This is a genomic window from Salinisphaera hydrothermalis C41B8 (assembly GCF_000732535.1).
GTDB lineage: Bacteria > Pseudomonadota > Gammaproteobacteria > Nevskiales > Salinisphaeraceae > Salinisphaera > Salinisphaera hydrothermalis.
The window spans coordinates 11,686-28,997 of record NZ_APNK01000024.1; the positions used below are offsets into that span (position 1 = coordinate 11,686).

Annotated in this window: 20 protein-coding genes and 1 pseudogene; 4 read left to right on the forward strand and 17 right to left on the reverse strand. The window is 61.6% G+C overall.

Annotated features, from left to right (window positions below):
- Nucleotides 1–99: 99 nt before the first annotated feature.
- Together C41B8_RS13685 and C41B8_RS13690 are read right to left on the reverse strand one after the other, a co-directional pair.
- On the reverse strand, nt 100–1,089 hold the full coding sequence (locus C41B8_RS13685; protein ID WP_051883526.1) for a cation diffusion facilitator family transporter: 990 nt from the start codon (nt 1,087–1,089) through the stop codon (nt 100–102).
- Nucleotides 1,086–1,730: a cation diffusion facilitator family transporter gene (locus C41B8_RS13690; RefSeq protein WP_198025207.1), complete on the reverse strand. Its 645-nt coding sequence runs from the start codon at nt 1,728–1,730 to the stop codon at nt 1,086–1,088. Before C41B8_RS13690 ends, C41B8_RS13685 begins: the two co-directional genes overlap by 4 nt.
- 108 nt (nt 1,731–1,838) lie before the next feature.
- On the opposite strand from C41B8_RS13690, the gene C41B8_RS13695 reads away from it, so the two are divergent.
- Complete coding sequence (locus C41B8_RS13695; RefSeq protein WP_037339291.1) at nt 1,839–2,243, forward strand: MerR family transcriptional regulator; 405 nt, start codon at nt 1,839–1,841, stop codon at nt 2,241–2,243.
- An 87-nt stretch (nt 2,244–2,330) separates the two neighbouring features.
- Here the strand turns inward: C41B8_RS13695 and C41B8_RS13700 are convergent, their stop codons facing one another.
- The 3 genes from C41B8_RS13700 to C41B8_RS13710 form a co-directional block, all read right to left on the reverse strand.
- Nucleotides 2,331–3,047, reverse strand: coding sequence for a ZIP family metal transporter (locus tag C41B8_RS13700; RefSeq protein WP_037339292.1), 717 nt, complete (start codon nt 3,045–3,047; stop codon nt 2,331–2,333).
- A gap of 32 nt (nt 3,048–3,079) precedes the next feature.
- Complete coding sequence (locus C41B8_RS13705) at nt 3,080–3,643, reverse strand: manganese efflux pump MntP (protein ID WP_037339294.1); 564 nt, start codon at nt 3,641–3,643, stop codon at nt 3,080–3,082.
- A 627-nt stretch (nt 3,644–4,270) separates the two neighbouring features.
- Complete coding sequence (locus tag C41B8_RS13710; protein WP_156962538.1) at nt 4,271–6,847, reverse strand: heavy metal translocating P-type ATPase; 2,577 nt, start codon at nt 6,845–6,847, stop codon at nt 4,271–4,273.
- A gap of 148 nt (nt 6,848–6,995) precedes the next feature.
- Between C41B8_RS13710 and C41B8_RS13715 the strand changes: the two genes are divergently transcribed.
- Together C41B8_RS13715 and C41B8_RS13720 are read left to right on the forward strand one after the other, a co-directional pair.
- Nucleotides 6,996–7,418: a MerR family transcriptional regulator gene (locus C41B8_RS13715; protein WP_037339380.1), complete on the forward strand. Its 423-nt coding sequence runs from the start codon at nt 6,996–6,998 to the stop codon at nt 7,416–7,418.
- A 31-nt stretch (nt 7,419–7,449) separates the two neighbouring features.
- Nucleotides 7,450–7,798, forward strand: a pseudogene (locus tag C41B8_RS13720) (YnfA family protein).
- Between the two features lie 329 nt (nt 7,799–8,127).
- Here C41B8_RS13720 and C41B8_RS20500 read toward each other — a convergent pair.
- The 11 genes from C41B8_RS20500 to C41B8_RS13775 all read right to left on the reverse strand — a co-directional run bounded on the left by C41B8_RS20500 (nt 8,128) and on the right by C41B8_RS13775 (nt 14,855).
- Nucleotides 8,128–8,268 (reverse strand): hypothetical protein, encoded by a 141-nt coding sequence (locus tag C41B8_RS20500; RefSeq protein WP_156962539.1) that lies wholly within the window; start codon nt 8,266–8,268, stop codon nt 8,128–8,130.
- A gap of 97 nt (nt 8,269–8,365) precedes the next feature.
- Entirely contained in the window at nt 8,366–9,160 is a 795-nt protein-coding gene (dsbG, locus tag C41B8_RS13730) for a thiol:disulfide interchange protein DsbG (RefSeq protein ID WP_037339300.1), read from the reverse strand.
- A gap of 441 nt (nt 9,161–9,601) precedes the next feature.
- Entirely contained in the window at nt 9,602–10,120 is a 519-nt protein-coding gene (locus C41B8_RS19720; protein ID WP_198025209.1) for a PH domain-containing protein, read from the reverse strand.
- A gap of 102 nt (nt 10,121–10,222) precedes the next feature.
- Nucleotides 10,223–10,789 (reverse strand): hypothetical protein, encoded by a 567-nt coding sequence (locus C41B8_RS13740; RefSeq protein ID WP_051883529.1) that lies wholly within the window; start codon nt 10,787–10,789, stop codon nt 10,223–10,225.
- Nucleotides 10,790–11,025: 236 nt separating this feature from the next.
- Nucleotides 11,026–11,541: a DUF6927 domain-containing protein gene (locus tag C41B8_RS19725; protein ID WP_051883530.1), complete on the reverse strand. Its 516-nt coding sequence runs from the start codon at nt 11,539–11,541 to the stop codon at nt 11,026–11,028.
- A 165-nt stretch (nt 11,542–11,706) separates the two neighbouring features.
- A complete protein-coding gene (locus C41B8_RS13750) occupies nt 11,707–12,009 on the reverse strand; it encodes a hypothetical protein (RefSeq protein ID WP_037339302.1) in 303 nt (100 codons plus the stop codon).
- Nucleotides 12,010–12,115: 106 nt separating this feature from the next.
- A complete protein-coding gene (locus C41B8_RS13755; RefSeq protein ID WP_051883531.1) occupies nt 12,116–12,523 on the reverse strand; it encodes a hypothetical protein in 408 nt (135 codons plus the stop codon).
- A gap of 101 nt (nt 12,524–12,624) precedes the next feature.
- Nucleotides 12,625–13,209: a hypothetical protein gene (locus C41B8_RS13760; protein WP_037339304.1), complete on the reverse strand. Its 585-nt coding sequence runs from the start codon at nt 13,207–13,209 to the stop codon at nt 12,625–12,627.
- A 97-nt stretch (nt 13,210–13,306) separates the two neighbouring features.
- Nucleotides 13,307–13,765: a JAB domain-containing protein gene (locus C41B8_RS13765; protein ID WP_051883532.1), complete on the reverse strand. Its 459-nt coding sequence runs from the start codon at nt 13,763–13,765 to the stop codon at nt 13,307–13,309.
- Nucleotides 13,766–13,859: 94 nt separating this feature from the next.
- Nucleotides 13,860–14,318 carry a hypothetical protein gene (locus tag C41B8_RS13770; protein WP_037339306.1) on the reverse strand — a complete coding sequence of 153 codons (459 nt, stop codon included), beginning with the start codon at nt 14,316–14,318 and terminating at the stop codon, nt 13,860–13,862.
- 87 nt (nt 14,319–14,405) lie between these two features.
- Nucleotides 14,406–14,855, reverse strand: a complete 450-nt coding sequence (locus C41B8_RS13775) for a hypothetical protein (RefSeq protein ID WP_037339308.1) — start codon at nt 14,853–14,855, stop codon at nt 14,406–14,408.
- A gap of 496 nt (nt 14,856–15,351) precedes the next feature.
- Between C41B8_RS13775 and C41B8_RS13780 the strand changes: the two genes are divergently transcribed.
- The gene (locus tag C41B8_RS13780; RefSeq protein WP_037339309.1) at nt 15,352–15,789 is read left to right on the forward strand and encodes a DUF3742 family protein; all 438 of its coding nucleotides are present in this window, start codon (nt 15,352–15,354) and stop codon (nt 15,787–15,789) included.
- A gap of 9 nt (nt 15,790–15,798) precedes the next feature.
- On the opposite strand, the gene C41B8_RS13785 is transcribed toward C41B8_RS13780, so the two are convergent.
- Complete coding sequence (locus C41B8_RS13785) at nt 15,799–17,307, reverse strand: conjugal transfer protein TraG N-terminal domain-containing protein (RefSeq protein WP_037339312.1); 1,509 nt, start codon at nt 17,305–17,307, stop codon at nt 15,799–15,801.
- Between the last annotated feature and the right edge of the window lie 5 nt (nt 17,308–17,312).

Sequence of the window (17,312 nt, forward strand, 5' to 3'; positions counted from 1 at the left end):
CCGGCAAGCTCGCCGTTCACGAGGCGTTTCCGGACGCCGTTGCGAACGCGATCACGCCCTTTTTAAGCCGCTAATGCCGTTAAGCAGTTTGCGGATCACTCAAGCGCTGGCGCCGCCGAACACGCAGGCATCACCCGGCCCTTCGCGGTCGCTTGCCGGTTCGGCGTCATCCCGCTGATGCTCGGTCTGTAGGGTGCTGTGTTCGACGCTAAAACGATCATGGAGCATGGCATCGACTGAATGCCGGATCGCGTGGCAGTCCGCGTGTGCTGCAACCCAGATCCGGGCGGACACACACGGCATGCCGGACGTCACTTCCCAGACGTGCAGGTCGTCGACATCCAACACCCCGGAGACTTCGCGTATGGCGCTATCCAGCTTTTCCGGGTGCAGATTCGCCGGCGCGGCTTCCAGAAAGACCCGGCCGGACTCGCGCACCAGGCCGTAACCGGCCTTGGCCATGAGGCCGGCGACAATCAGCGCGGCCAGCGCATCCACGCGGTACCAGCCCGTCACCCAAATGATGAAACCGGCGATGGCGGTGGCGATGAACGCATAGAGATCGGTCAGGATATGCTGGAAGCTGCCCTCGACGTTGAGACTTTCCCGGTTGGCCCGGCTCAATGCCATGACCGCCGCGATGTTCACGATCGCGCCGACAATAGCCACGATGCCTACCAGCAGGCCATCGACGGCAGGCGGTTCGACTAGCCGCATGATCGCTTCAATGACGAACCAGATTGATAGCAACAAGAGCGTGAGGCCGTTGGCCTGAGCGCTCAAAATTTCCACCCGCTTGAGCCCGAACGTGAAACGCCCCGTGGCGGGCCGGCTGGCCAGGCGCATCGCCACCAGCGACATGCCGATGGCGCCGGCGTCGGTGAGCATGTGCCCGGCGTCGGTGATCAGCGCTAGGGACTGCGCAATGAGACCGACCACGACTTCGACCACCATGAACCCGACCAGCAGGCCGAGCGCGGTGAACAAGTAGCGCCGGTCTGCGTCGGCCGAAATGGCGTGGCTATGGTCATGATGACCGTGACCGTGACCGTGACCGTGGTCATGGCCGTGATTGTGGTCGTGACTCATGAGTGAACTCCAGAATGATTGAGCGGCTGCGACCCATCCGCCTCAACCGCCGGCGGGTCGCTGGGTTCAGTGAACTTCGCGCGGGCATCGCGCAGCACGCCGATCGATGAATGCACGAACAAGCCCGCGATGACGACACCCACCGCAATATCGGGCCAAAGCGTCCCGGTAAGCGCGACCAGGGCTGCGGCGATCAATACACCGACATTGGCGATCAGATCGTTGCGGGAGCAGATCCAGGACGAGCGCATGTTGACGTCATCATCGCGGTGGCGGGTCAAAAGCACCAGGCTGACGATGTTGGCGGCCAGCGCCAGCAATCCGACGGCGGCCATGATGCCGACCTCGGGGACATCACCGACGATCGCCCGGACCGCGGCCTGACCCAGCACCAGCAGACCAAAGCCGAGCATGAACACGCCTTTGGCGCCGGCCGAAGTCGCTTTCCAGCGGGTGCTTTTAGCCACCACGAACAAGCTCAGACCATAAACCAGCGCATCGCCGAGCATATCCAGCGAATCCGCCATCAGCGAGGTCGAGGCGGCCAGCCAGCCGGCGCTGAACTCGACCCCAAACATGGCGGCATTGATGACGAGCACCGCCCACAGCATGCGGGCCTGGCGGCCGCGCAAGCGTTGCAAATTGGCGTCGTCTTCGTTACAGCAACAAGGCATCATATTTCCCGTTGCGCGTTGATTGTCGTATCGTGGACCTTAAAGTTGCTTTAAAGTCAACACCGGACAACGCCCATGTTTACGATCGCCGAAGCCGCGCGCCGCGCCGCATGTCCGCAATCCACCATCCGTTATTACGAGCGCGCGGGTGTGTTGCCGCCGGCGCGACGCGGTGATAATGGCTATCGCTACTTTGAGGCGGACGACATCGAACGCCTCGCGTTCGTCAACCGCGCCCGGGAGCTGGGCTTTTCCATCGCCTCGGTCCGCGATCTCCTTCGGCTGGCCGATCATCCGCAGCAACCCTGCGAAGCCGTCGATACGCTCCTGGACGAACAGGTGCGTTCGGTGCGTCAGCGCATCGCAAAGCTCCAGGCCCTCGAGACGCGCCTGGCGCATTTGCAGCGGGCCTGCGACGGCGAGCATCCGGTGCATGAGTGCGGCATCCTTGCCGCCTTGTCCGACACCGACGCCGCTTGATTAACCAAAAACAGACGCGCCGGGACTCGGACCGTTTTTTCTTCGGCTTCGGCGGCTTGCATCACCATTCGCCTTCGCGCCGTCAATTCAAGACGCCATCGCCTGTTCGATCAGCAGGTAGCAGAGAAAGCCCACGAAGAATGTGGCCGAGCCAAACGCGGTGTCGCCTTGCTCATGCGCTTTGACCAGTAGTTCCTCGGTGACCAGATACATAAAGACCACGGCGCCAAAACCGAGGACCGCGGCCATGACCGGCTTCGAGGCGCCGGTGAGTGTAGCCACGCCGATCGCCGTACCGACTAACGTCAGCAAGGCCAGCATCGTGGGTAAACCGATCAATGCCCAAGGCGACCGGGTCGGCAGTGTGGCGGACACGGACAGGCCGACGAACAAGTATTCCAGCGTAATCGCGATCGTCAGCAGAATGCCGGTGCTTCGATCGCTGGCAAAGCCCGCACCCAGTACGACGCCATCGATCAAGAAATCAATACCGATCGTTGCGATCAAACCAATGGCAATCGGCGAACCGCGCCGTTTCGAGCGCCGCTCGGCGGCGTCGCTGAACTGCCGCAAGGCGAACATGACCGCGATCCCGATCGCGAAGCCCACGATGGCCGGGCCGGGCGCCGAATGGAGTACGCCGGGCACCAGTTCGATCGCCGCGGCGGCGAACACTACGCCCGCGGCCAAGTGCTGGACTGCACTGGTGACCTGCTCGCCCGGCGTGCGAATGGTTACGACGAGCCCCGAAAACGCAGCCGCAGCGACGGGGATCAAGGTAAAGAGCAGTGCGTCCAGATACATGTTTGAGTTCGGCTGAAAAGGTCCGCCCGGTGTTAACCGAAAACCATGTGCTGGAACAGGGTTTGCGTCCCGATACCGATCAACAACAGGCCGCCCAGGCCTTCCGCATAGTGCGGCATGCGACGCCCGGCGACGCCGCCGAGCACGAAACCCGCGCAGGTCATGACAAATGTCGTGCCACCAATCACGAGCGCGGCCATGACGATCGGTATTTGCAGCACGACCAGGGTTACGCCGACTGCGGCTGCATCCACACTGGTGCTCAATGCCAGTAGTGCCATCCGAGCGAATCCCGGACTGCTCTGACGTTGCGCGCGTTCGGACGCGCGCAACGCGTCACGAATCATCTTGAGACCGATCGCCACGAGCAAACCGAAGGCGATCCAATGGTCGATATGCGCCATCGCCGAGCCCAATAGCGTGCCCAAGATCCAGCCGATCACGGGAGTAAGGGCCTCGAAGGAGCCGAAATAACAAGCCGTACGCAATGCTTCTCGTGTTCGGGTGCTCCGGGTTTTGGCACCTTGCGCGACGGAGGCCGCGAATGCGTCCATGGACAAACTCAGATCGAGCGACAACGAAGTGATGAACGACACGCGAGTACCGATTAAAGAGCCGCAACAGCTCGGAAGCAGCTTTATAGAGATGTGCGCATCGTGCCTCGAAATACCATGAAAATCAATTTGTTACAGTGCTATTATATTAAGTCGTGGCTATATTGCTTACCCGTGGCAAAGCTGGCGATGATCTTGACGGGGCGTCAAGCTTCAGCTTGTCTGAGTTGAGAGTTCTTCAGTCATCGCAACGGCCCGAGGGCTTAGCGTACGATTTTTACCGTTTATGTTGAGTTCCGGATCATGTTGAGTTGTCGGAAGAATCCCAGTTCTAGAAGGCTTTGCAAGGCGACTTACCCAACATGATTCAGACTGTGAAAACCCAACAGATTGCACGATCCGCCAAGCGGGTCCACCAGCCGGAGTCGATCCAGGCTGTGTGAAAACTCGAAACATTGGCATTTCAAGGGGTTCGTTTACCCCTGTCCAGTAGCCGATCGTGGCGTCAGCAGGCGTACAGAGCGTCGGTTTTCAGCCGGACCGCGACCGGAGTGAGTTTTCACACAGCTTGGGCCCAATGCGGACGTTGCAGCCAGTGTTCCGTCAATCTCTTTACACCGAGACAAGAGAACATTCCACGCAGAATTCGCCGTAAAGGACTATCAATCTCTATACAGTCGGGGCGGATACCGCTGGATCCGGTGCGACAGGATCGACGCTAGATTTTGCGCTGGGTATATGCAACAACCGAAGCGCATTAGCCGTCACCAAGACGGCCGCGCCCGTATCAGCCATGATAGCTGGCCAAAGCCCGGTCAAGCCGGCGATGGTCGTGACCAGGAACACGGCCTTTAGACCCAGGGCCATACCGATGTTCTGATGAATATTGCGCATAGTCCGTCGCGATAGCGCGATCATGCTGCCCACGTCGCGGATATCGTTGTGCAGGCTGGCGGCGTCGCCGGTTTCCAGCGCCACATCCGTACCCCCGCCCATCGCGATGCCGACATCGGCCGCGGCCAGCGCCGGGGCGTCGTTGATGCCGTCGCCGACCTTGGCCACCTTGAGGCCTCGGGCCTGCAGTTCGCGCACGGCCTGCTGCTTGTCTTCCGGCATGAGTTCGGCGCGCACGTCGATCTCGAGTTGGCGGCCGACGGCTTCAGCCGTGCGCCGGTTGTCGCCGGTGAGCATGACCACCTCGATACCGCGGCGCTTGAGATCGGCCAACGCAACCACCGCTTCGGGCCGCGGTTCGTCCCGCATGGCGAGCACGCCGAGCAGTTTATCGTCGACGAGCAGCACGGCCACGCTCTTGCCCTCGTCGTGCAGGCGTTCGAGACGTGATTCGGTGTCGGCGTCGATCGCGGTGCGCTGCCGCGCGGCCGCCACCGAACCCAAAAACAGGCGCTGGCTCGCCAGTTCCGCGGCCACACCCTCACCGCTCAGCGTCTCGCCGCGGTCGACGGCGGGCACCCGGATATCACGCGTCTCGGCGGCGGTCATGACGGCACGCGCCAATGGATGACTCGACTGTTGTTCGACGGCTGCCGCCAGGCGCACCACGCTGGCCTCGTCGGCGTCGCCGAGCGCCAGCACATCGGTCACGCGCGGCTGGCCTTCGGTGAGCGTGCCGGTCTTGTCGAACGCGACGGCATCGATGCCGCCCAGCGTTTCCAGCACGGCCCCGCCCTTGATCAACAGCCCGCGCCGCGCGCCGGCAGACAACGACGCCGCGACCGCCGCTGGCGTGGAGATCACGAGCGCACAGGGACAGCCGATCAACAGGATCGCCAACGCCCGATAGATCCAGTCGCTCCACGCACCGCCGGCCAGCAACGGCGGCACCACGGCGACCAGCACGGCGACGGCCACCACGGCGGGCGTGTAATAGCGCGAGAAGCGATCGATGAAGCGCTCGGTCGGCGCCTTCGATTCCTGGGCCTGCTCCACGAGGCGCACCACGCGGGCGATGGTGTTGTCGTGGGCGGCCGCCGTCACGCGCACCTGCAAGGCCGCGTCGCCATTGATGGTGCCGGCATAAACCGTGTCGTCGACCTGCTTGCGCACCGGCGTGCTCTCGCCAGTCACCGGGGCCTGGTCGACCGCGCTGTTGCCCTGGATCACCACGCCGTCGGCGGGGATACGATCGCCAGGGCGGATAAGCACGGTCATATCCGGGCGCAGCGTCGAAGCCGGCACCTCACGGATCGAGCCGTCGGCCTCGACCTGCTGTGCCGACTTCGGCACCAGATCACCGAGCGCCGAGATACTCGACCGGGCCCGGCTGGCGGCCACGCCCTCCAGCCATTCACCGAGCAGGAACAGGAACACGACGACCGCGGCTTCGCGTGTGGCACCCAAGGCCATGGCGCCCACGGCGGCGATCGACATCAGCATTTCGATGGAAAACGGCGTACCCGCGAGGACCGCGCCCATCACGGCCCGGCGCCCGACCGGTATCAATCCGATGAGCGTGGGGATGCCAAACCATAGGAAGGCATAGCCGGGCACGATGGCCGTCAGGACCGCGGCCAGCGCCAGTGTGGCGCCACAGGCGAGCGTGGTGACGATCTTGGCGTTGCGATACCACGGGGTTTCGGTTGGCCCGCTATCGACGTCCGAACCGGCGGCGCCGTCGGGATGACCGGCGTCCGATGCGTCGCGGCGATCGTCGAGCTCGCGTTCTACCCCGTAACCCAGCGCGCGGACGCGTTTTTCCAGTGGCGCCGGCGCCATATCGGGCGCGTGCTGCACGCTCAGGCGGCGGTTGGGTACGGACACCTGTACGTCATGGACGCCGGCCACGCGACGGACGGCGCTATCGATCTTGGCCGCGCAGCCCGCACAATCCATACCGCTGATCCGGTAGCGCGTTATCGCTTGGTCAGCACCGGCTTCGTCAAAGGCCGCAGCTTCGGCCTCGGGGCCATGGTCGTGCCCGCAGCATGGGTCGTGGTCATGGTCATGGTCATGGTCATCATGAGCGCAACACGGTGGCTCGGCGTCGGGCAGCGTTTCATTGGCTGCCACGCGCGATGCGCCATAGCCGAGCGCTCGAATGCGTTTTTCCAGCTTGTCGAGCCGGGCATCCGCCGCGTGCTCGACGGTCAAGCTGCGAGTCGTGACTGACACGGAGACCTGCTCGATGCCGGGTACGCGCCGCGCCGCGCCCTCGATCTTGGCGGCACAACCGGCACAGTCCATACCTTCGATTTGAAAACGGCTTGTCATCGCGGAAGCACTCATATTCATCACACTCGGCGTTTATACTGACTCGAATGCTAAGTGCTATAGCCGCTATAGGAGCAAGTCCTGCGCGCGACATGCGTATGGCGTTTGACTCCCCGTCGATCCGTTCCTATATCTATAGTCGCTATAGAAAATGGAGCTGCCCATGCCCGCGCTATCCATCGGCCAGGTCGCCGAAAGCAGCGGCGTCAAAGTGCCCACCATCCGCTACTACGAACGCATCGGCCTTCTCGCGGTCCCCGCACGCAGCGCGAGCAATCGCCGGGAGTACGGCCCGGACGCCATACAGCGCCTGCGCTTCATCCGCCATGCTCGCGAACTCGGCTTCGACATCGAGGCCATTCGGACGCTGATCGAGATGCAGCATCACCCGGCGCAGTCTTGCGAACAGGCCGACGAGATCGCCAGCGCACAGCTCGCCACCGTCGAGGACCGAATCCAGCGGCTCACCGCGCTCAAGGGCGAACTAGAGCGCATGCTCACCTGCTGCCGTCACGAGCGCGTGCGCAACTGCCGGGTGATCGAAACGCTTGCCGATCACGACAAATGCCTGCACGAGGCCCATTAATGGGATTTAACCGCTGTGCGGCCATGAGTCTATGCTAATAGAGTTGGGCCGTACGCTCGGCTTGTTCGTGCTCACGGCCGTTGCAGAGATCGTCGGCTGCTACTGCCTCATCTGTGGTGGAACCGCCCGGGAGCCCTTGGCTACTGTTACCGGCTGCAGCCAGCCTCGCGCTGTTCGTCTGGCTACTGACCCTTCACCCGCAGGCGGCCGGCCGGGTTTATGCAGCCTACGGCGGTATCTATGTGAGCGTCGCCCTGCTATGGCTGTGGTGGATCGAGTCGACCCCGCCGAACGCTAGCGACATTGTTGGCGTACTGCTCTGTTTGACCGGCATGGCCATCATCGTACTGGGCCCACTTCATCGAGAAGTGTCCACCTAGCCGTGGCCGCAAGCTCGGCTAACGACGCATCGGCCAACAGAGCGTAGACCGCACCTTCGCGGCCTTCACAGGCCGCGTCCAGGGCGTCTGGCAGGGCTTCGACCGGCGCGTAGGCGTCGGGAAACTTCCAGTCGAGCAGTGTGCATCGGGCTGGCGGCACTCGAACTCGAACTCGAACTCGATGTCCCAAAGCCGCGCAGCGCCGTTATCCAGCGCTTCGAGCAATACGGGGTCCTGGCGCCGACAAAACGCGTAGCAGGCGGCAAAGTCGGCGCACTTCAATCCCGCGACGATGTCCGACATGGGGCTGTTCTCATCGATCATGCGGCCTAAATTCCCAATTCTTCGCGCCAACCGGCAGCGAGCTCGGGATCGTACTCGGCCAGGGCATTCAGTTGCGCTTCGATGTCCACGCCGGCGGTGATCTCCTGGTAGCCACAGCCGGGACAGATCCAAATCTCTCCGTCCATTAGATCGAACCGATTGACCGGCGATTGGCTGCATTCGGGGCAAGGCCCATCGACTTTTATCATAGGGGTCCTCGGGGCGGGTGAGCCCATGGATAGCTTAATCCTGCGCGTAATGGTCAAGCCAGCCGACCGGCGGCAGACCCTGCCGGGACTGCCAATGGCCGTCCGGATCTTGGAACAGCACCACGGGCGTACCGCGACCGCCGACGTTGAACATGGCGTCGCGGTGGCGATCGAGAACACTGGCCATCTTGTCATTCGGTTTCTTGGGCGTGACACCGCCTTGTTCATTGGCCACGTCGAAGTCGGCCTCGTCCTGGGCGAGCATGCCGACGGGATCATCGGCCGACAGGATCGTGGCGGCCCGGCCGATACTGCTCGGGCCGAGCGCGCCGACCAGGATCCAGTGGATCTGCAATTTGCCGGCGGCCACTAGCGGCTTGGTCTGCTGATAGAGCTTGTGGCAAAAAATGCAGTTGGGATCGAGAAAGACGTATAACGCCGGCGCATCGGCCGCGCCCTCGGTAATTAGATGCTCGGAATCCAAGCCGTCGATCGTCTGGGCGACGTCGGGCCGGGATTGATGCTGCCGCTTATAGCGTTTCGACAGATTCGTGCCTTTCGGCCCGTAGAGTGGGCCGAGCATGAGATAGCCGTCCTCACCGTAGACCACGGTCTGGTAGCCGTCGCGTTTGGCCAGATAACCCGTCAGGCCCGGTTTGTCGGTGGGAAACTGTTTCACCACCTGGATCTGGCCGGCATCGACCATCCGGCGGAGCACTTTGGGGTAGTTCGGCTGCGGTGCGGATTCGGCCGCGGCCGGGCCCGCCGCGATCCCGCTGATCAAGGCGATGCCGGTGATCGCGGCAACAAGGGCATTATGGCGTGTCATGCGATCGATCTCCTACAAGACTTGCATGGGCGACAGTTATCAAGGCTGCGGTGTGCCGCCGAACAGCAGCCGCGCCGTTTCGACCCAGCGCTTGTAAAAGCGGTATCGGGGCGTGATTACCGGATAACGAACCCAGCGGCCAGTGCTCGGATGCGGGCCTTCGAGTCGGCCGTCGGCGTACCAGCGCAGTCGCAGGCGCGTGTCGAACCGGCAATGCGTGCAGCCGCGCAGCGCGCGAATACCGACTGCCCGGCCATCGGTTGATCTGCCAGACGATGTGCCGCGTTTGGATTTCGGTACCGCATTGGGTGCAGTACAGGATTGGCCGATTCATCACTTCGGGTCGGCCCGGCGCGAGTAGAGGGAAAACCTCGGCTGCGGGTTTGCCTTCTCGGGCCATGCGATCCTCGATGGCTGTGTGGGGGTGAAAAGCCACCAGGCTTACTCCACGACACGCGTACCTTTGGCTCGGCGCATTGTTTCGACGTGCTCGCGAATCCGATTCCGAACCCGCTCGTGATTCTTGATCGCCTTGAGCATCAGATCGTCGTTCGTGCGATCGGTCGACAGCACCTCGACGTTGCCGCGGCCAGCCAGCCGGTACAGCAGCGGGGCCGTTGGATTCGTGTCTTCAACGCGGTAGAGCTCGACTTCCTCGCCGCGACGCGTGAGCAGGCCCCACTTCTTGCGTAGCCGCTGGCTGGTGAGCTCGTAGCGGGTGGCCTGCAGCGCAGCGGCATAGACGCCGGCGACCGCCAGCGGAATCAGCGCCAAGCCGACCCACGGCCAGGGCCCGTAGATGCCCAGCACGGCCGCGGTAATCACGGCGACAACGTAGATATGCAGATTCGTGACGTGGCCGGGTATGGCTGACCACAGAATCTGCTCATTGTCGGTTGGGCCCGGTGCCGGTTTGATACGAGCATCCACCGCGGCTCCGTCGTCGGTTGTATCGTTCATCGTCAGTGCTGTCAAAATGACGGGCTCATGCTGTCCGGGCACGGCCGCCGGGACAATAGAAAATCCCGACAGTGGCGTGTCGGAATTTTGATCGCGCATCATTCATAGCCGCGATCCACCGCGGCCGTCCGTCGCGGTGAAATCTCGCCAGTGCCGCCAGCCCTGGCGACAGTAAAAGCCCCATTCGCGGCGTTTTCGGCCGGTGAGAGACAGCGTCGTGGTCGGGCGATGATTGATCAGTTCGATGCGATGCGGTCGCACGGCGTTGTATCGCATGACCACATCGCCGGCGCGTCGTCGATGGGCTACGGTCGGCCCACCCGGATGCCGGGCGTCGGCCGGCACATGCTCAAGGTATTCGCCGTCGAGAATGATCGTGATCCAGGGCCAGGGATGGTCGTGCAACGCCCGATCGTCGTCGCTGGCCAGAAATTGATGGACGAATACGTTACGTCGGTGGCCGTCGACCCGCGGATTCTCGTGCTCAAGATCGAGCCGCCGGATCGCCGGCGACCGGTCGAGCCAGCGCCGCCCCTGGCGGATGACATACCACCGGGCGAGATACGGGCCGTTCTCGTTCTGGATCAGGAAATCACTGGGCCGAGCCTCGCTGTGATAATCCTGCGCCCAGGCCAGTAAGCGACGCCGTAGTGTCTCGGGAAGTCGCATTGCCGATTGTCGTCTGATGAATGACGGGATCAATCTGCGCGATCGCGTGCCGCGACACAATATAAAATCCTACACGCCGCTGTCGGAATTTTGGGATCGGGCCGGAGCCAAGTGGTCAAAGACCGATCAGCCCCCAGCCGGGCCGCAGCCGGTCTGCGTTTGCGCGGCGCGGAGACGGCGGTTATCCACAGCGATTGTGCGAAAAAAGGCCCCTTCGAAAAGGGGCCCTAAATTGGTCAGGTGGTCGGATTGATCGACGCAATGCACCGGCGGGGAATCCGCCAGCACGAGCCGTCGTCGGCTCGGCCGATCAGCGGTTTCCGGGACGTCAGCGTCACCGTATGCGGCACACAGCCTTTGGTGAGCGTGACCTGATCGCCGATTGAGGCCGCGGCCACCGTGCGCTTAAGGCGTTGTTTGTCGGCATGACGTCGACGAACACGCTCTCGCCACGGGGCGGCGAACGCACTATCGGGCACGGGTACTTCATCGAGATACGACGCCGGACACGAGAGCTCGGCCGGGCCCATCGATTCCTCGACGGGCTTGTAGCCCCAGCCGTAGCCTGGATCGTGAACCATCAGATACGCCACGATGAATCGACCCCACCCTGGATATTTCAGATTTTCCTGAATAGTCCAGAGTACGTTGCCCCGCACGCATTTCCGATGCGTGCGGAGGTTGGCGTCACCTTCGGTGAGGTGTTCGATGAGTTCGGCCTTCGTCTGGCCTTGTGTGATTAACCATCCCATGGGGTTGCTCCTGTGAAAAAAGGGAACACCGGCGCCCGCCCGGGACGTTGTGTTCCCCGGCGGGTGGATGATGAGAAGTCCGCGTCAGCGGACGTTTGTGTTGCGCTCGGCACGGCCGCAGTGCGGCCGGCCCAGCATGGTGTCGTTACGAATTATCGACGCCGCTTATGGATCCGAATCGGTCTTGTCGACGATGTGATCGAGGTCGATTGCAGTCTCGGTCAGGAAATGGTGATCGACGACGGCATCGCAGAACGACCCATCGCCCTGCGGCACCTCTGAAAGCTCATCGTCATCGGCACCATCGGTGTCGTAGTCGATGATCCAAACGTTCACGCGGATGGCCTCCAGGCGATCGGAAACCACCGCTTGCACCAGGCCACCTTCTAATACGATGGCCAGCGTCGGCGGCGTGGTGTCGCGGTTTGCCCCGGAATGACCGGCGGACTGGGTCGATATCGTTTTCATGGTGTTGCTCCTGTGAAAAGAGGAACACCAGACCCCGCCAGGGTGATGTTCCCCTGCGGGTGAATAAAACGCCCGTGAATGGGCGTGGGTTTGTCAGATCAGATCGTTATGGCTGATCAGCCTGGCTGGCCCGGGCGAGCTCATAGGCCGTATCGAGATCTGACCAATCGATCGAACCGCCGTTGGTCTCGCCTTGTTGATACGCGGCCACAAGTGCGCGGGCCGCAGCCCGTGCTCTGGCGTCGGATCGAAGCTGTTTCACACTGCTGTCCGATACGGGGAAATCGCCCTCGGTCTCGATCGTTTGCACGATCTCAAACGTTAGTGCAGCTCCGGCGTCGACGTCTTCGTCGAAATCATCCCGAAGCAAGGGATGCTCCGGCGTGTCATCCCAGATCTCACACGTATCGAATAATGCCTGAGCACGCTCGATCGCATGATCCGGGGAGTCGGCCTCGATGCCGACCTGGACGTGGTGGAAGTAGGGCAGTGAATAGCCCACGACGTATTTCATGGTGGTTCTCCAATAAAACGGGAAACACCAAGCCCTCGGGGATGGTGGATCCCCGATGGATGAAAGCCGGGCTCAGGTAAAACCGGCAGCGAACGAGCTCGTCAGCATTCGCCACAGAGCTCGCGGAGTTTAAGGCCAGCCGTCTGGATCGCCTCGGCCGTGAGGTCGAATACCGACCCGGTCACGAAATCCTCGTCGCTATCGGATTCGATACCGCCGAGCACGGCCACGCCGAGTTCGACATCGGCTCGGATGGCCTTGACCGTCAAAACCCGATACGCCCAATCGCGGCCATAGGCGCAGGCCCGTTGGTACTGAGCCTGGCCGTATGCCGGATGGGCCTGGGCATAGCTGGCATTGGCCGGCACGAACCGGTCGAGCACACGATGGTTGAATCGATCGTGCGCGATCGCGCCGGGTACCCAACGATTTTGAAATTCGCCGATCGTATCGACGCCGACCAGATCCCAGCCGTGTTCATCGGCCTCGAGACGAGCTTCAACGTCAAAGCCGGACTCGCACCACCGCGCATAGCGTGGCTCGATCGAGTCGTTCCACGCGAAGCCGACACGAGTAATCCAGCGATCGACTTCCAGCTTCTGACCGGCGTGCTGCCAGGCTGATAGCGCCGGCAGGGCCGGATGCTGATGACGAACAGAGCGATAGATCTGTGCTTGTGTCTGCATGGTGTACTCCGAATGAATCGGGCACACGCCACCCCATTGGGGCGGCATGCCCGATGGGGTGGAAAGGAAAGACCAGGGCGAGGCCTGGTCGTGAACGTCAAATGAGACCGCGTTCGGCCATCGAGGTCGCGTGATCGCTTGCCACGATCAGATGATCCAGAACGCGCATATCGAACAATCCGACCGCCTGGGTGATCCGCTCCGTGATGTCGCGATCGGCCCGGGACGGCTCGGATACACCGCTCGGATGATTGTGATAAAGCACCAGACCGGACGCATTGAGCCGCAAAGCCTCCTTGGCGATCTCGCGCGGATAAACGGCAGCGCCGTCGATCGTCCCGCGAAACATGATCCGATCGTCGATAATCCGATTGCGGTTATTGACGAAGATCACGCCAAAGACCTCGCGCTCGAGGTGTGCGATCTGCAGCTGCAGATACTCCCGAGTCTCCATCGGGCTGCTCAGGACGGTTCGATCTGAGACCAGGTGGCGCTTCATGATTTCGCTCGCCTGGCGAACGATCATTGCATCATCGTCGGATAGCGCTAAAAGCATGGTGATACTCCTTGAAAAAGGGCACACCACGCCCTGCGGGGTGATATGCCCCGCAGCGGGAAGACGGATCTTGCGTTAGCAAGTCCGGATGAATTTAGACCGCGCCGAGATCGCTCGACGTACACGGCGAATCGAGGCCTTGTTCCCTGGCGAACCGATCAAGTCGGTGGGCCAGCTCCTCGATGAAGTAGGAATCGAAGCTCTGATCCGACAGCGCCGCGTTCTTCACGGCCATGTCGTGCTCGTCCTGAACATCGGCTAGAAAGCCAATATCAGGAATAGTGAGCTCGGAATGCCCGAAGACATCACAAAGCGCACCGGGCTCCTGATCGAATAGATCAGGAACGGACAGATTGCACTCTGGTTCACTACCGAGCCGCCCGTCGCTGTCGAAAATGCCGATCGCACACGAGACCAGACGATTGCGCTCGTCGTAGCCGTGATAGATGCAGCTGGCGCCGCTCAGCCGTCCGGCTGGCAAGCGCTGAACAATGAAATGATGATGAACACGATTGACGATTGACTGACGATCGAGCGTGTTCGATTCGGACATGGTGTGTCTCCTGAAAAATGAGGAACACCAGCCCGCCAGGGGGATGATGAATCCCCCGATGGGAAGAAAGTAGCGTTCCGCTACGGTTTACGAGGCCAAGAGTGCCGATGCCGGCCGATCAAGCCCTTCATTGGACGCGAAACGATCCAGCCTTTGGCTCAAATCGTGACGGTACGACGCGGGATCCAGTTCGCGTTTGACATCGAAGTGCTGCCACGCAGTGGCGACCGCCGACCGGTGTTCGGACTCCAGGTCGATGAGAAAGGCGAAATCGTCGTTGTCGAGTTCGTCGTCATCGTCCAGGCCAAACAAAGCCGAGGCCAATCCCGGCGCTGCTTGCAGCTTGTCGACGAAGGGTGTGTCCAACTTATAGCGATCGGCCGGACGATAAACCCGGTCGCTGCGCAGGCAGCCAGCCCAATCGAAAAGGCTGACGACTGACCGAGCGGATCGGGTTAACGGCTCTTCTTTGATGATAAAACAGGCATAGACCCGGTTCAGGATCGCTTGCCGGTTGGCATGTGTCAGAACTGACACGGTGTTTCTCCTGTGAAAACAGGAAACACCACGACCCGCTCGGGGAAGGATGTTCCCCGGCGTGGGCGGAAGGGGCTGTCCAAGGCGGACAGCTGCTGTTTTAAGCGTGGATCGAACCCCGCAGGGCGCCTCGTCGCACGATCCGCGTGAGGCTTCAAGGGCTGCCATTCAAACCTGGCAGTGGGGTATTCAGCTTCAGACTAGACACGGCTCATTGCGAGTGTCAACAGACATGGCCATTCGCCAGGAATCAACTTGCCGTGTCAACGCCCGACCAGGCCGCATCACCCAACAAGCGAGACATACCGGCGTTCTTTACGGTGGCGGCTGGTGACACGACTGCTTGTTCTACGCCGTGAAGCAGGACAACCCGGATGATCGGGTGGCATTTGCTGACACACCTAACCAGCGTTATGTTTGTGGATAAGTATAAACGGGAATCATCATGACTACTCACACGCCCAACGTACAGCCGCGCCCGAGGCCGCTTCGAGCGTTGGCGCGCTGGCTTGGTGTCGGCGCACTCGGCCTCGTCGCCTGGATCCTATTGAGCGTTGTCACCGCGTTACTGGATCCGCGCGCCGAAGGCGCTGGCCTGATCGGGGCCTTCGATAGCCTGAGCGCGTTCCTGGCCACCGGCGCCGCGCTAACGGCCGTGCCGATGATCGCGTACACCATTCATCGGCACGGTTTCGGCCAATGGGCCACGATCGGCATCGCCAGCGCGCTCGTCGCGATGGTGCTCGGCCTGGCCGTCATGCACTGGCACGCCGTTCTCATCACCATGGCCGTCGTAACGCTTTTGGGTTTGATGCTCAAAAATGGGATTCCTGACACTATTCTGGACGAAGGTGACGAAGATGGCTGGCGAAACGGCTGGCAAGGTTTCGGCTGGTATGTGCAAGGCGTCCGCATTGATAATGAAACTGAATAAGCATTGGGTCTAGAGTTTCCCGCCCGAGGCAGTGTTTTGAGCTTTCGCTCCACCTTGCTTGCCTGCTTTACCAGCTTCGTCTGAACCACCTCTGACTGCGTTCCCCAAAACACTACCGGCTCCAGCACCAGCCCATCCCAACATTGCGAGCCACGCCGTGGGCAACACCACCACCATGGCTGCCTGCACTAGGGTCAGAATCGAAATATCGTAGGCATTGCTCAATCCGGCCATGAAGCCGAGCTTGGCCGCATCGCTCTGGTAGAGAAGGTCCACTAGGTTATTGTTCAGCCAGCGCGACAGGGCGAACCAGAACGTCAATGAGGCCATCCCGAAGTAGCCAAAGGTCAGGATACCAATGACCTTCATGCTGTAGCCGGAAATCACGATCACGACCGGAATGGCGATGACGATCGCCATCATCAGCAGATACTGGACCATGGGCATCGCCCGTGCCGCCACATCCTTCATACCCTCCGCCGGTAGCCAGCTCAGCCCGGCGCCCAGCGCACCGGCCGCGGTACCGATCGTGCTGTTGAGACCGTTACCGCCACCGGAACCGGACACAACGTCGCTGCCCGAATTGCCGTTCGCCATCCCGCCATGTGTGTTAAGCAGGGCACGGATGGCATAGTCGTCAGCCGTCGACGATGTGAACGCGGCATGAATGTTCTGCCAGAGGCTGGTATCGATCTGATCGTGCAGACGGGTTCTGAGCCCGTTCCCGGCAGCAGACCACCACTGTTTGCAGGTGGGATAGCCGCCTTGCGAGGGATGGGTACCGTAGCCGGAGTCCCGCGAGGCGTTGTAGGCAAAGCCCTGGACCAGCCGGTGAGACTGGAAGCTGTCGTAGTAGCCGGGGGTGTTGAGAAAATAGTGCGAACCAATCCAGTCGGTATCTTTGGCCACGTCCGCGTCCAAACTCTCGGACGCATAGAACAGTTGGGTCCGGGACCGGCCATAACACCAACGTTGGAATCGGGCGACCTCGCTACGCAGCGTCGGATCCTGGATCGCGGTGTGGTCAAGCTCGGTGCGTAGATACTGATAGTCGGTATTGCAGGGCAGCGCACCAAGCGCTGCGTTGGTGACGCCGTTCGAGATCGCATGAACAAGCGCCCACCACAGCGGCATATCGGCGGTCTTGCCGCCCAGGGCAGCGCCGGCACCGGTGGATGTCCCGCCGGTTGCCGTTTTCACGCCACACTTTTGATAATACTGTTGGTCGAAATTCGCCGGCGCGAACTGTACGCTCAGCAGCGGCACGGCGGCGAATATGTACACCAGGAGCATCGCATACAGCGTTGTCTCGATCCGGTTGAGCGAGAGCAAACCCTTGTTGCCCTCGTCCTCACCTTCACGGCGCGCGTTGTACCACTCGCGCGCGATAAGCGCAGCAAAAGGAATGGCGGCGAGCATGGTCGTATTGAGCACGTCCCAGATCGCGTTGCTCACGATCCAGCCGAGCATCAGCACGACGTTCTCGAAAAAATCGAATACGGTCAGATCCGCGCTCATGCCGC

Bases quoted from the DNA above. Each gene is read 5' to 3' on its own strand.
- C41B8_RS13685 (WP_051883526.1), bottom strand. From the start codon at position 1,089: ATGAGTCACGACCACAATCACGGCCATGACCACGGTCACGGTCACGGT.
- C41B8_RS13695 (WP_037339291.1), top strand. From the start codon at position 1,839: ATGTTTACGATCGCCGAAGCCGCGCGCCGCGCCGCATGTCCGCAATCC.
- C41B8_RS13700 (WP_037339292.1), bottom strand. From the start codon at position 3,047: ATGTATCTGGACGCACTGCTCTTTACCTTGATCCCCGTCGCTGCGGCT.
- C41B8_RS13710 (WP_156962538.1), bottom strand. From the start codon at position 6,847: ATGAGTGCTTCCGCGATGACAAGCCGTTTTCAAATCGAAGGTATGGAC.
- C41B8_RS13715 (WP_037339380.1), top strand. From the start codon at position 6,996: ATGCCCGCGCTATCCATCGGCCAGGTCGCCGAAAGCAGCGGCGTCAAA.
- C41B8_RS20500 (WP_156962539.1), bottom strand. From the start codon at position 8,268: ATGGACGGAGAGATTTGGATCTGTCCCGGCTGTGGCTACCAGGAGATC.
- dsbG (WP_037339300.1), bottom strand. From the start codon at position 9,160: ATGACACGCCATAATGCCCTTGTTGCCGCGATCACCGGCATCGCCTTG.
- C41B8_RS19720 (WP_198025209.1), bottom strand. From the start codon at position 10,120: ATGAACGATACAACCGACGACGGAGCCGCGGTGGATGCTCGTATCAAA.
- C41B8_RS13740 (WP_051883529.1), bottom strand. From the start codon at position 10,789: ATGCGACTTCCCGAGACACTACGGCGTCGCTTACTGGCCTGGGCGCAG.
- C41B8_RS19725 (WP_051883530.1), bottom strand. From the start codon at position 11,541: ATGGGATGGTTAATCACACAAGGCCAGACGAAGGCCGAACTCATCGAA.
- C41B8_RS13750 (WP_037339302.1), bottom strand. From the start codon at position 12,009: ATGAAAACGATATCGACCCAGTCCGCCGGTCATTCCGGGGCAAACCGC.
- C41B8_RS13755 (WP_051883531.1), bottom strand. From the start codon at position 12,523: ATGAAATACGTCGTGGGCTATTCACTGCCCTACTTCCACCACGTCCAG.
- C41B8_RS13760 (WP_037339304.1), bottom strand. From the start codon at position 13,209: ATGCAGACACAAGCACAGATCTATCGCTCTGTTCGTCATCAGCATCCG.
- C41B8_RS13765 (WP_051883532.1), bottom strand. From the start codon at position 13,765: ATGCTTTTAGCGCTATCCGACGATGATGCAATGATCGTTCGCCAGGCG.
- C41B8_RS13770 (WP_037339306.1), bottom strand. From the start codon at position 14,318: ATGTCCGAATCGAACACGCTCGATCGTCAGTCAATCGTCAATCGTGTT.
- C41B8_RS13785 (WP_037339312.1), bottom strand. From the start codon at position 17,307: ATGAGCGCGGATCTGACCGTATTCGATTTTTTCGAGAACGTCGTGCTG.